Source organism: Falsiroseomonas sp., assembly GCF_030695085.1.
In the GTDB taxonomy this organism is placed as follows: Bacteria; Pseudomonadota; Alphaproteobacteria; order Acetobacterales; family Acetobacteraceae; genus Falsiroseomonas.
Map to the genome: position 1 here is coordinate 1 of NZ_JAUYTS010000003.1, position 12,229 is coordinate 12,229.

At 66.4% G+C, this 12,229-nt stretch carries 11 protein-coding genes and 2 pseudogenes; 8 read left to right on the forward strand and 5 right to left on the reverse strand.

Features of this window, described 5'->3' with window-relative positions:
* The first annotated feature begins 296 nt into the window (after positions 1-296).
* Both Q8S40_RS00365 and Q8S40_RS00370 read left to right on the forward strand, forming a co-directional pair.
* Positions 297-1,003, forward strand: a protein-coding gene (locus Q8S40_RS00365) for an IS5 family transposase (protein ID WP_371136780.1) whose coding sequence is annotated in 2 segments (ribosomal slippage) — positions 297-557 and positions 560-1,003 — 705 coding nt in all. Because the reading frame shifts where the segments join, the coding sequence is not laid out codon by codon here.
* Entirely contained in the window at positions 1,004-1,582 is a 579-nt protein-coding gene (locus Q8S40_RS00370) for a hypothetical protein (protein WP_305668846.1), read from the forward strand.
* A gap of 527 nt (positions 1,583-2,109) precedes the next feature.
* On the opposite strand, the gene Q8S40_RS00375 is transcribed toward Q8S40_RS00370, so the two are convergent.
* Positions 2,110-3,975: a bifunctional sugar phosphate isomerase/epimerase/4-hydroxyphenylpyruvate dioxygenase family protein gene (locus Q8S40_RS00375; protein WP_305668847.1), complete on the reverse strand. Its 1,866-nt coding sequence runs from the start codon at positions 3,973-3,975 to the stop codon at positions 2,110-2,112.
* A 132-nt stretch (positions 3,976-4,107) separates the two neighbouring features.
* Here Q8S40_RS00375 and Q8S40_RS00380 point away from each other — a divergent pair, with 132 nt between their 5' ends.
* On the forward strand, positions 4,108-4,989 hold the full coding sequence (locus Q8S40_RS00380) for a shikimate dehydrogenase (RefSeq protein WP_305668848.1): 882 nt from the start codon (positions 4,108-4,110) through the stop codon (positions 4,987-4,989).
* Here the strand turns inward: Q8S40_RS00380 and Q8S40_RS00385 are convergent.
* The 3 genes from Q8S40_RS00385 to Q8S40_RS00395 form a co-directional block, all read right to left on the reverse strand.
* Positions 4,974-5,555, reverse strand: a complete 582-nt coding sequence (locus Q8S40_RS00385; RefSeq protein ID WP_305668849.1) for a TetR family transcriptional regulator — start codon at positions 5,553-5,555, stop codon at positions 4,974-4,976. The genes Q8S40_RS00380 and Q8S40_RS00385 overlap by 16 nt on opposite strands.
* A gap of 149 nt (positions 5,556-5,704) precedes the next feature.
* Positions 5,705-6,382, reverse strand: a complete 678-nt coding sequence (locus Q8S40_RS00390) for a GntR family transcriptional regulator (protein WP_305668850.1) — start codon at positions 6,380-6,382, stop codon at positions 5,705-5,707.
* Positions 6,379-7,137 (reverse strand): GntR family transcriptional regulator, encoded by a 759-nt coding sequence (locus Q8S40_RS00395; RefSeq protein WP_304809514.1) that lies wholly within the window; start codon positions 7,135-7,137, stop codon positions 6,379-6,381. Before Q8S40_RS00395 ends, Q8S40_RS00390 begins: the two co-directional genes overlap by 4 nt.
* 190 nt (positions 7,138-7,327) lie before the next feature.
* Between Q8S40_RS00395 and dctP the strand changes: the two genes are divergently transcribed.
* From dctP to Q8S40_RS00415, 4 genes are read left to right on the forward strand one after another with little or no spacing between them, the layout of a single operon-like run.
* On the forward strand, positions 7,328-8,317 hold the full coding sequence (dctP, locus tag Q8S40_RS00400; RefSeq protein WP_305668851.1) for a TRAP transporter substrate-binding protein DctP: 990 nt from the start codon (positions 7,328-7,330) through the stop codon (positions 8,315-8,317).
* Positions 8,318-8,321: 4 nt separating this feature from the next.
* Positions 8,322-8,801: a TRAP transporter small permease gene (locus tag Q8S40_RS00405; RefSeq protein WP_304809510.1), complete on the forward strand. Its 480-nt coding sequence runs from the start codon at positions 8,322-8,324 to the stop codon at positions 8,799-8,801.
* On the forward strand, positions 8,798-10,099 hold the full coding sequence (locus Q8S40_RS00410) for a TRAP transporter large permease (protein WP_305668852.1): 1,302 nt from the start codon (positions 8,798-8,800) through the stop codon (positions 10,097-10,099). Before Q8S40_RS00405 ends, Q8S40_RS00410 begins: the two co-directional genes overlap by 4 nt.
* Positions 10,100-10,136: 37 nt before the next feature.
* Complete coding sequence (locus Q8S40_RS00415; RefSeq protein ID WP_305668853.1) at positions 10,137-10,574, forward strand: type II 3-dehydroquinate dehydratase; 438 nt, start codon at positions 10,137-10,139, stop codon at positions 10,572-10,574.
* A gap of 421 nt (positions 10,575-10,995) precedes the next feature.
* Here the strand turns inward: Q8S40_RS00415 and Q8S40_RS00420 are convergent.
* Positions 10,996-11,904, reverse strand: a pseudogene (locus tag Q8S40_RS00420) (IS630 family transposase); the annotation flags it as partial.
* Positions 11,905-12,057: 153 nt separating this feature from the next.
* Between Q8S40_RS00420 and Q8S40_RS00425 the strand changes: the two are divergent.
* Positions 12,058-12,229: pseudogene (locus tag Q8S40_RS00425) on the forward strand (IS481 family transposase); the annotation flags it as partial.

Consider the following 12,229-nt stretch of genomic DNA (forward strand, 5'->3'; position numbering starts at 1 on the left):
GCGCGGCGAAGCCGATCATCTCCCGCAGAAAGGTCGCGTCGGAGCCCTTCTCCAGCATCTGCCGAAGGGCGATCTTGTCGTCGGTCATCGTGGTCGGTCCAAGGTCAGGGGTTGTTGGTCTCAGCAACCCAACCCTACCGAGCATCACCGCGGTGGCCGCCCAGGGCGCTCCGCTTCGCTCAGCCAGGGGCTTCGCTACGCGCCCCGGGCTTCGGTCCTCCTACACCACCACCCGGGACACGACCCTGTTCTGGCTGAGCGACGTGCAATGGGCGGCGATCGAGCCGCATCTGCCGATGGTCCACACGGGGCCGCGGCGCGTGGACGACCGTCGCGTGATCAGCGGCATCGTCCACCGGTTCCGTGAGGGCTGCCGCTGGCGTGCCTTGCCGCCCGAATACGGGCCGTACACCACGGTCTTCAACCGCTGGAACCGTTGGAGCCAGCGGGGTCTCTGGCAGGGTATCTTCGCGGCGCTTGTCGCCTGCTCCGACCCACCAGAGGTCACGATGATCGACAGTTCCGCGGTGAAGGCGCACCGCTCCGCAGCAGGCGCCAAAAAGGGGGCGGAGGCGATGCCTGCCGCCAGGCGATCGGCCGCCCGCGCGGCGGGCGCACCACGAAGATCCACGCGCTCTGCGACGCCCAGGGCCGCCCGCACGCCATCCTGCTGACCGGCGGCAACATCGCCGACATCACCGCCGCCGCCAGCCTGGTTTCGGCAGCGGCGCCGTCCGCCGAATTGGTCGGCGACAAGGGCTACGATGCCAACCACCTGCGCCATTTCCTCGCCGCACGAGGGACCGTAGCCGTCATCCCCAGCACCACGACGCGCAAGGTCGCCATCCCGCACGACGCCGCGCGCTACAAGCTGCGCGACGTCATCGAGCGGACCTTCTGCCGCATCAAGGATTTCCGCGGCATCGCCACCCGCTACGACAAGACAGCGCGCAACTTCCTCGCCGCCGTCTGCCTCGTCTCAGCCATCACCTACTGGGCATGATTGAGTCCACACCCTAATCAGGGCATCGACCTGATCATCACCGGCCTGTCTTGGACCTTGGGCGCGCAGATCGAGAAGCTGAACTTCACGGGGAATGCCAATCTGGTCGGCACCGGAAATGAGCTGAACAATCGGATCGCAGGCAACAGTGGCGCCAACCTGATCAAGGGTCTCGACGGCAACGACAACCTGCTGGGCGGCGGCGGAGATGATACGCTGGTCGGCGGCGCCGGGCGAGACCTGCTGACCGGTAATGCGGGGCGCGATTATTTCCAGTATGACGACGCGACCAGCCTGCCGGCCCGGATTGTCGACTTCACCCATGGAGTGGACTTCATCGCCATTTCTGCGGCGGGCTTTGGGGTAGGGCAGACGGTAGGTGCGCTGAGCCCGACGCACTTCGGCTCGCATGCCTCGCCGCTGGCGACCGCGGCGGCAGGCGTTGGGCAGTTCATCTACCAGACCAACCAGGCGGCGCTGCTGTGGGATGCAGATGGCGTGGGAGGTGCAGGGGCAGTAAGCCTTGCCGTACTGACCGGGACGCCGGCGCTGAGTTCCAGCGACTTCATCCTGATCTGAGAGAGGGGGGCTGGAAGGGCCAGTGGCGCCTCGCCGGCCAACTCGGAGTACAACCTCAGTTCAGGCACACTCAGGCAGCTTGGATCACGGCCGAAACTCGAAACCACGCTCGTGCCAAAGCAGTCGAGGGAGCGTGCCCGCGGCACGCGGGAGTTCAACCTGAGCTGGCGGCACAGTTCGCCCATGTTCGCCCAAAACCGCCCACAGCCACTGAAAAGTGGCACCCTATCCGGCCCCCAGGAACAAATGATCCGGGTTGGCGGCCCCGTCGGGTAGGCGTTAAATTATTGATTTTGTTGGGAAAAATTGGAGCAGCGGTGGGAACCGGGATCTAACCTTCGCTGGTATCGGTGAGACGCGTCTCGCCTATTGCGTCATTTTTCGATGCCCGAGCAAGGTCGCTGGCTCGCCCAGGCGGTGCGCTGCTACGTCGCGTACCTCGCGGCCCTCCCAATTCGCAGGCGATCATGAGGGTAGCCGGCCTTACGCAGGGTTGCGAGGCACCGCTTCTTCCTGTGGTATGGGCATCAGGCTCTAGAACTTTGGCGCCTCTGAGCCGCCATACGCACAGGCGCATTCGCGGCGCCGAAGCCGGTGTAGTCCTTCAGCCGCTCGACGATTTCCAGGAAGAAGCGGTCGCGAAAGGAATGGGTATAGGCGTGCAGGAAGCTGCCGCCGGCTGCATCGCGGTCATACAGCAGATGGCGCTTCGCCAGCTCCGCAATCTCGGCATCTTCCAGGTCGAAGCGGGCCCCCAAATCCTCGTAGTAGTTCTCCGGAATATCCAGCAGCGGTGCCGCCCGCGCCGCTGCGGCATCGACCGCCGCCGCCGCATCCGCCGCCCGGAAGGCGATGTGGTGCACGCCTGCGCCGGCATGCGCGGAGACGAAACGCCCGGTGCCCGTCCGCCGGCTTTCCGAGACGTTCAGTGGCAGGCGGACGCTGCCATCCGCGCTGACGAAGGCACAGGATCGCACCAGGCCATAGGGGTCCGGCAGTTCCCAGGTCGCATCGGGCATCAGGCCCAGCAGCGCGCGGTAGAACAGGATAAAGCTGTCCATCATGTCGAGCGTCATCGCCTGCGCCACATGGTCGACGCACAGCAACCCGTCAGCGGCGGCCTCGCCTTCCAGCTGGAAATCATCCTCCCAAATTGGGTCACCGCCGGTCAGAAGCCCCTCCACCAAATAGACCAGCGTGCCGTCGGGTGCGCGGATCGCCGGGATGTCGCGCTCGCCGGTCTCGATGCGCTCGCGCCAGACAGGGTAGGACAGCGCCTGGGCACGCGCCACGGCGCGGGCGGGATCATCGACGCGCAGCGCGATGGCGCAGACGCAGGGCCCGGCCTGCTCGAAGCGCTCGCTGGCCGCGCTGTCCGGTTCGGAATTCAGCACCAGGTTCACGCCGCCATGGCGCCACAGCTCCACGTCCTTCGAGCGATGTGTCCCGCCGCGTCGAAATCCCAGCGTGCCGATGAAGCCGCGCAATTCCTCACGCGCCGCATGGTCGACCGCGAATTCCACGAACTCGATGCCCAAGAGCTTCGGCAAGGCGGGCAGCGGGGCGAGGTCCACCTGGTCCTCGATCCAGACCAGGCTCCGCAGCCCGTCGCGGGCGATGCGGCGCGACGGTGCCGCGCGGAACTCGTCGTTGAATATCTCGAGCGACAGTGGCCCGGCATAGCCCGCCGCCAGCAGGTCCTTCAGGAAGCCCGGCACCGGCAGTTCACCCTGGCCGGGGAACAGTCGGTGATGCCGGCTCCAGGACAGTAAATCCATCGACAGATGCGGCGCATCGGCGAGTTGCAGGAAGAACAACTTCTCCGCCGGCACTGCCTTGTCGAGACCTGCAAGGTCATCGCCCCGCGACAGGGTGTGGAAACTGTCGAGGCAGAGGCCGAGGGCCGCGTGATCCGCATGCTGCACGATGTCCCAGGCCTGGCGCCATCGGTTGACATGCCGGCCCCAGGCCAGCGCCTCGTAGCAGATGCGCAACGAGCGTGCCGCGGCGCGCTCCGCCATGGCGCGCAGATCATCGGCAGCGCGCTCCGTCTCCGGCAAGGCGGCGGGGTGCACGGTTGAGCAGACCAGGATGAGGTCCGTGCCAAGCGCCTGCATCGTGTCGAACTTCCGCTCCGCACGGTCAAGATTCCGGCGGCGCTGCGGCTCTGGCATGCCCTCAAAATCACGAAAGGGCTGGAAGATGGTGATGGCGAGGCCGAGATCCTCGCACATCCGGCGCACATCGGCGGGCGTACCGTCGAAGGTGAGCAGATCATTCTCGAAAATCTCGACGCCGTCGAAGCCGGCGGCCGCGGCGGCTTCCAGCTTGTCCGGCAGGGTGCCGGAAAGGCAGACCGTCGCGATGGATCTCGGCAGGCGCTGCTGCGTCATCACGCATCCTTCGTGCGGGGCCGCGTCGGAGCAGGCTCCCCCCTCGCAGGTATAGGGCCTGGCATTGAATTGGTTTGTACCAACGAGTACATACCAGCTGCAAGCAGGACGTCCCTCCCCAGGAGATCTGGCATGACTCGTCGGGACAGCGCGCCCTCCATTCTCGTCGGGCTGATCGGCAGCGGTATCCAGGCCTCGCTCTCCCCCGCGATGCATGAGCTTGAGGGCGCGGAGCAGGGCCTTCGGCTGGTCTATCGGCTGATCGACCTGGAACGGCTCGGGCTGGGGCCGGAGACGCTGGAGGATCTGCTGACGGCGGCGGAGCGAATGGGTTTTGCCGGGCTGAACATCACCTATCCCTGCAAGCAGGCGGTCGTTCCCCTGCTGCACACCCTCTCACCGGATGCCGAGGCGTTGGGCGCCGTGAACACGGTGGTGCTGCGGGACGGGGTGCGGATCGGGCACAATACGGATTGCACGGGCTTTGCAGAAGGTCTGCGGCGCGGCCTGCCGGATGCGCTGCGCAACCGAATTGTCCAACTCGGTGCCGGCGGGGCGGGTGCCGCGGTGGCGCATGCGCTGCTGAGCGAAGGCGTGGGCCATCTCGCCATCGCGGACAGTGATGCGCCGCGCGCAACCGCCCTTGCGGAGGCTTTGCGCGCGCGGTTTGGCGTCGGCCGCGCCACGGCCTGCAACGACCTCGCGGGCGAGGTGCAGGCGGCGGATGGGCTGGTGAACTGCACCCCCGTGGGGATGGCGAAATTCCCTGGCACGCCGCTGCCGGTGGCGTGGCTGCGGCCGGCGCTCTGGGTCGCCGACATCGTCTATTTCCCCTTCGAGACCGCGCTGCTGCGGGCCGCGCAGGAGCTCGGCTGCCGCACGCTGGATGGCGGCGGCATGGCGGTCTTCCAGGCGGCCGGCGCCTTTCGCCTTTTCACCGGCCTTGAACCCGATGCCGGCCGGATGCTGCGGCATTTTGCGCGGATGGTGTCCCCCGATCACCTCCGAGCATAACGCAGAACCGCCTCGACGATCATGCGCCGCTGCGCCGCCGTGACCTGCGGCGCATCAAGCGCCAGACCATAGATGGCGCGCAGCGTGTGGCGATTGGAGATTCGGTAGAAGCAGAAACCGCTGATCAGCATGTGCAGGTCGAGCGCATCCAACCCCTTGCGGAACACGCCCTCCGCCTGTCCGCGCGCGATCAGGTTGCCCAGCATCCCGATGATGGCAGTGTTGCGTGCCGGGATGGTGGGCGAGGCGGCGACGATCCGCGCCTCATGGATGTTCTCGACACTGACCAGGCGTACGAATTCCGGATGCTGCGCATGGTGGTCGAAGGTCACCTCCACCAGGCGCTGCAACGCCTCAAGCGGCGGCAGCGCGTCGAGGCGCAGCGCCTGTTCGGCGTCGCGCATCCGGCCATACATATGCTCCAGCACCGCGGCGTAAAGCTGCTCCTTGCCGCCGAAATAGTAGTAGATCATGCGCTTGGTCGTGCGCATGCGCGCCGCGATGTCATTTACGCGGCCGCCTGAGAAACCCCTCTCGCTGAACTCGGCCAGGGCGGCGTCCAGCACTTCGCGCCGCGTTTCATCAGGCGCGCGGCGTTGCCTGTGGCGCGGTGTGTTTGGGGTCGTGGGCTTGCGATCGGCCATCAGGGAATCGCGCTTTCCTGTCGCTGCCGCGGCATCCTGCCACGGGCTGCGCACCCTGTGATCCTGCCAGACTAGATGTTGCCGCTGGCCAGCGCGTGGTCAACGCCGCCCAGGATGTGCGCAGCGAGGATTTCCCGTGCCGCCGCCGTGTCGCGTCGGACGGCACTGTTGCACAGCGCGCAGTGCTCCTCCACCGCGATGGCACCGCGAAAACCCAGCGCCAGGTTCTGGTAGCGCAAATAGCGGTCGAACACCGTTGCATGCGTTGCCATCAGGGTGCGCGACCCGCAGGCGGAGATCAACGACTGGTGGAATTCGCAATCGAGGCGGCGCCACAGATCCAGTGCCGCCACATCGCCCGCGCGCAGCCGTTCCTGTATCTGCGAGAGCTTGTGATGGGCGGCAACGACGCGCCCTTCCCACTCCACGTTGCCTGCGCGGAAAGCGTGTTCCAGCGCATGGCCTTCCAGCAGCAGGCGCAGCTGCGCCAGTTCCCGCAGTTCCTTTGAGGAAAAGGGCGACACCTCGAAGCCGCGCTGGCCCTCGGCGACCACCAGGCGCTCGGCAATCAGGCGGCTCAGGCTTTCTCGCAGCGTGCCGACGGCGACGCCATAGCTGTCCCGCAGCCCTTCCAGCCGCAGCTTGCGGCCGGGTGCCAGCGCGCCCCGCAGGATATCGGCGCGGATCAGCCGCCAGGCGCGCTCGCTCGCCGCCTCAGCCGTTTCAGCCGCGGCCAAGCTGCCGCTCATCGCCCGAGCTTCGCGGCCGAAGGCAGGGTAGGCGCGGCCGCCGCATGGCGCGCCCGGCGCTTGACGACCGAGAAGGGGGCGAGCGCACCGCCCTGCACGACATGGTTCACGCAGCCTTCGACATGCGCGCGCAGCACGGTCTGGGCCCGCGCCACGTCGCGCGCCAGGGCGCTTTCCAGCAGGGCGGCGTGCTGCTCGGCCGCGATCGCGCCCCTGAACACGACTGCGACCATCTGGTAGCGCAGGAAGCGATCATAGGCCGCGGCATAAGTCTCCAGCAACGCGACCGAGCCACAGCCGGCGATCAGTGCCGTGTGGAATTCACGGTCATACTGCTTCCACAGGGATGCATCGGTGGCCTCGCCCGCCAGCAGTCGTCGCTCCAGCGCAGCGAGTTTGTGATGCGCGCCGACCACCTGACCTTCCCAGTCCAGGTCGCCGGAGGCGAACGACGCCGCGACGGCCGCGTTCTCCAGCAACAGGCGCAGCTCCGCGACCTCCCGAAAATCCTCGGCCGAAACCGGCGCGACAGTGAAGCCGCGCTGGCCTTCGGCGATGACCAGCCCTTCGGAGGCCAGCCGGTTCAGCGCCTCCCGCAGCGTGCCTATGCCGACGCCGTAGATCTCGCGCATCCCGTCAAGGCCCAGCTTTTGCGCCGGCGCGAGCCGAGCCAGCACGACATCGGCGCGGATGCGACGATACGCCGTCTCGCCGGGCGATTCCGCAGCGCTGTCTCTGCCTTCGGCCGATGTCACGGCGGCGCGTCCTCGGAACAGGTTCGACGCCCAGTATCAAGGAAGCCAGGCACGGCAGGCAAGAGCCGGCATTTCGCCGAATCTCCGAGATTATGGCGAATCTCTCTTGATCAGTTCGGCGCCCCCCCCTAGCGTCACGGCAAGCCGGCTCGCCAAGGGTCGAAAAGATCATCGAGGGAGGGAAGTTCGCATGCCAATCACCATTGGGCGTCGCGGTGCCATGCTGGCCGGGGCCGCCGCCCTAGCCTTGCCCAGCCTGCAGGCACGGGCCCAGCCGCGCCGGCGCATCCGCTTCACCGCGGTCTTCTCCGACCAGGACATCCGCGCCGAAGCGATGCGTGGCTTCCAGCAGGAATTGCAGTCGCAGTTCGACGTGGAGCTGCACCTCAACGCAACTCTGTTCCGCCAGGGCACGGAACTGGTCGCGATCCAGCGCAACAATATCGAGATGGCCAATCTCTCGCCGCAGGATCTGTCACGGCAGATCCCGGCCTGGTCGGTGATGGCCTCCGCCTACCTGTTTCGCGACGCCAACCATATGCGCAAGGTCTTCGCCGGCGAGATCGGCCAGGAATTCAACCGCATGGCGCGGGACCAGTTGAATGTCCATGTTCTCGGCCCCCTGTATTTTGGCACGCGGCACGTCAACCTGAAGCCGCGCAAGCGCGTTACCACCCCGGCTGACATGGCGGGGATGAAGCTGCGCATGCCGCCGGGCGAGACGTGGCAGTTTCTTGGCGAGGCGCTGGGCGCCAACCCCACCCCGGTGGCCTTCGCCGAGCTTTACACGGCGTTGCAATCCGGCACGGTGGACGGCCAGGACAATCCGCTACCCACCAGCCGTACCATGCGCTTTCATGAGGTGACGACGCAGTTCGTCCTGACCAGCCATCTCGTCGCCTATGACCTGCTGTCGATCTCCGCGCGCCTCTGGGACGGGCTGACCCAGCCGCAGCGCGATGCAATCCAGGCCGCGGCGAACAAGGCGATCGACCAGAGCACCCAGCGTCATCTGGCGCAGGAGCAGGAGATGCAGTCCTTCTTCCGCGCCCAGGGGCTCGAGGTGTACGAGCCGGATGTCGCCGCCTTCCGTGCGGAGGCGCAGCGCCGCTACCTGGCCTCGCCACAGTCGCAGGTCTGGCCGGCCGGAATCCTCGACCGCATCGCCGCGGTGCGCTGATCCCGTGATCGCGGCGTGCCGCCTGTTCGGCTGGACCAGGCGGCGCGCGGAGAACGTGCTTTCGCTTTTGCTGGTCGTGATGTTCGCGGCCTTCATCCTCCAGATATTCACGCGCTACGTGCTGAATGCGCCGCTGAGCTGGACGGCGGAGCTTTCGACCCTGGCCTGGGTCTGGGGCGTGCTCTGGGGTGCGGCACTGGTACTGCGGGATGATGAGGAGATTCGCTTCGACATCCTGTACGGCGCCCTGCCCAGCCTGCCACGGCGCATGTGCGACGTGATCACGGGACTCGCAGTCGTTGCCGTATTCGGCTGGTCGCTGCCCGCAATGGCGGACTACGTCACCTTCATGAAGGTGGAGCGCAGCGCCTATCTCGGGATCCGCTTCGATATCCTCTATTCGGTCTGGCTGATCTTCGCCGTCGCCATGATCATCCGGCACGCTGCCATTGCCTGGCGCGCGCTTGCAGGACGTACGCGGTGAATTTCCAGGACCCCTTTACCATTTCGCTGACTGCGCTGCTGGTGCTGTCGCTGATGGGGTTGCCGATCGGGCTGACCATGATCATGGCCAGCATCATCTATCTCGGCCTGTCCGGTCAGGACATGTCGATTGCGGCGGAGCAGGTGCTGAACGGGCTGAATGGCAGCTTTGTGCTGCTCGCCGTACCGCTGTTCATCTTCTCCGCCGGGCTAATGAATGCGGGCAGTTTGACGGATCGGCTACTGCGCTTCTGCAACCTGCTGGTCGGCCGCCTGCGTGGCGGGCTTGGTCACGTCAACATCGTCCAGAGCGTGATCTTCGCCGGCATGTCCGGATCGGCGATCGCCGATGCAGCGGGTAGCGGCAAGCTGCAGATCGACATGATGACCAGGGGCGGAGCGTATCCGGCCAGCTACGCGGCCGCGTTGACGGCGGTGACGGCGGTGATCGGGCCGATCATCCCGCCCTCCATCCCCATGGTGCTCTACGCGCTCGTCGCCGATGCCTCGATCGGCTACCTGTTCTTGGGGGGCGTAATTCCGGGACTGCTCATGGCTTTGGCGCAGATGGCCATCAACAGCTGGATGGCGCATCGCCACGACTTCCCGGTTGCGGAGCGTGTGCCGCTGTGCGAGGTGCCGCGCCTGACTCTGGAGGCGTTTCCCGCGCTTCTGATGCCGGTGATCCTGCTGGGCGGCATCTATGGCGGCGTGATGACGCCGACCGAGGCCGCCGCCGTTGCTGCCGCCTACGCCTATATCATCGCCGCGGTGTTCTACCGCAGCCTGACGCTGCGGCAGACCTATGCCGCCGTGGTGACCAGCGCGCGATCGACGGCCGCCATCGGCATGCTGATCGCGGGCGCGCTCGCCTTCAACTACGTTATCACCAGCGAGAATGTACCGAACACAGTGCGCGATATCCTGGCCGGCTGGGAAATGTCGCGCTGGGAATTCTTGCTGATCGTCAACCTGATTTTGCTGGTGCTCGGCTGCCTGATGGAAGGGAGCACCATCCTGCTGGTGGTGGTGCCGGTGCTGGTGCCCACGGCGCAGGCGCTGGGCATCGACATGGTGCATTTTGGCGTTGTGGTGGTGGTGAACATCATGCTCGGCTTGGTCACGCCGCCCTATGGGCTGCTGCTGTTCATCGTGGCGAAGATATCCAATGCACCGCTCTCGGCCGTGGTGCGGCACACGCTGCCTTTCGTGCTCGCCATGATGGCCGCATTGGCGCTGATCACCTTCATCCCGGAGCTCGTGCTCTGGATGCCGCGACAGTTTGGCTACCAGGGCTGATGCCCGCCGCCGGAGATTGCAGAAAAGGAAGACCGCCTTGCCCCGCTGCCTCCATGTCCTCAACGGTCCCAATCTCAACCGGCTTGGCAAGCGCGAGCCCGAGATCTACGGACGCACCACGCTCGCCGAGGTCGAGGCGATGTGCCGCGCCGAGGCCGGCGAGGAGGTGGTGGTCTTCCACCAGACGAACTATGAAGGCCAGCTGGTGGATTGGATCCATGAAGCGATCGACACCGGGGCGGACGGCCTGATCATCAACCCAGCCGGGCTGACCTTCCGCTCCATCCCGCTGCTCGACGCGCTCAAGATGGTCAAGGTGCCGATCATCGAACTGCACATCTCGAACATCCATCAGCGAGAGGCGATCTATCACCAGTCCCTCGTCTCCACTGCCGCGACCGCAGTGATCGCGGGGCTGGGCGCGCGCGGCTATGCGACGGCAATGCGAGCACTTCGCGAGATGCTGGATAGCTGACTCTGGTCTTCTGCCAACAATGTAACAGTCTTGCCGATCAGCCCTGACGAGCCCGCCACTCAGCGCGGCGCCTGGTCAGGCGGAGAGCATGGCTCGTATGGGGACTGGCGGAGGAGGGGCGACTCGGTACAGTCGGTCTCTGGCCGTCGGCCGCGCAGCTGTCGCACCAGTGGCGCGGCAGCGGCCGTTCCGGAATCGTCGCGGGTCGCCGCGTTCCGGCCAACGCTCATTCCGGCCTCAGAAGTGCGCTTACGCCACCCGTGAGAGCTCATGCCCGATGTGCTTCACCGAGGGCGAAACAATGGCCACGAAGGTGGCCTCGCGCGCCCGGCGGGCGACGCCGGAGCCTTCCCGGAAGCCGGCCGCGCCAGCCAGCATCGTCGCGGACTGCGTGGCATCGAGCGCCAGGAACGACGCTTCGCGCCGCGGCCGAAGGGTCTCTCGCCATTTGGCCAGATTGGGTGGCGCGTCTAGCCCGACCGCCAGATGGCGCGCACCCTCGCGCAGCGCTGCGAGGCGGGTTTCGATCTCGGCGATGCCCGGTGTCACATGCGCGGCGCTGTAGGCTGGCAGGAAGAACAGCTTGGCGCCGACGGCGCGGAGTGCTGCGCGGACAGGCTTGCCTTTGTGGCTGCCGAGGTTGTCGGCGAGGACGATGTCGCCGCGGCTCAGCGTCGGCGCCAGGAACTGGCTGACCCAGGCGGTGAAGGAGAGGCCGTTGATCGGCCCGTCGATGACGCAGGGCGCGACGATGCGGTCGTGCCGCAGACCGGCGAGGAAGGTGAGCGTCTTCCAGTGCCCCTGCGGTACCTTGGCCAGCAGCGGCGCGCCGCGCGGGCTCCAGCCGCGGGTGCGTGTCATGTTGGTCTTGGCCCAGGTTTCGTCGACAAACACCAGGCGGGCGGGGTCAAACCGATGCTGATGGGTCCGCCAGCGTGCCCGTCGGCGTGCCAAGTCAGGCCGATCCGTCTCGCTTGCCAGCAACGTTTTTTTTGAAGCTGAGGCCTTGGCGGCGCATGAAGCGCCAGACGGTGTCGTGCGACACTCCAATGCCCGCGGCCCGCAGGTCGGCTGCCAGGGCGCGCACCGTCCAGTCCGCTTTCGATGCGAGCCGAGTGGTGACCGCATCGGCCGAACTCAGCAGCATGAGCGGGCGCTGGCCGCTGCGTTGTTTGGCCTCAAGGCCCTGCCCGGCGCGGGCGAGTTGGCCAATCCGCACCGCACTGGCCACCGAAACCTCGAAACGTGCCGCCGCCGTTCGCACGGTCGCACCTTCCGCCAGCGCAGCAGCAACGCGTGAGCGCAAGTCCAGGGAAAGCGGTCGAGCCATTGCTGCTGGCCTCCTGCCCAGCAGCAATGTTGAATCACATCAGCCCCGCGTCGTGGAATCTCTTTTCCGATTCAGCGCCGCGCTGACAGACTCTAGGTGTTTGGTCCCAGGCTTTGATGGTGCATTCTTGTCGCCTGGATGGAGGGATGCGCTATGGGCCAAGTTCTCCATGGGAGCGCCACCACGACAGAGGCGGTCCGTCGAGCGATACAGCATAGTCAAGCGAGCCTGAGGGCCCTGGCCAAGCGCTACGGCATCAACCCGAAGACCGTGGCGAAGTGGCGCGCGCGAACCTCCGTCACCGACCTGGCGACCGGACCCAAAA

Excerpts from the sequence above, each read along its gene's own strand:
- Q8S40_RS00390 (WP_305668850.1), bottom strand. The coding sequence starts at position 6,382 with ATGAGCGGCAGCTTGGCCGCGGCTGAAACGGCTGAGGCGGCGAGCGAG.
- Q8S40_RS00380 (WP_305668848.1), top strand. The coding sequence starts at position 4,108 with ATGACTCGTCGGGACAGCGCGCCCTCCATTCTCGTCGGGCTGATCGGC.
- Q8S40_RS00375 (WP_305668847.1), bottom strand. The coding sequence starts at position 3,975 with ATGACGCAGCAGCGCCTGCCGAGATCCATCGCGACGGTCTGCCTTTCC.
- dctP (WP_305668851.1), top strand. The coding sequence starts at position 7,328 with ATGCCAATCACCATTGGGCGTCGCGGTGCCATGCTGGCCGGGGCCGCC.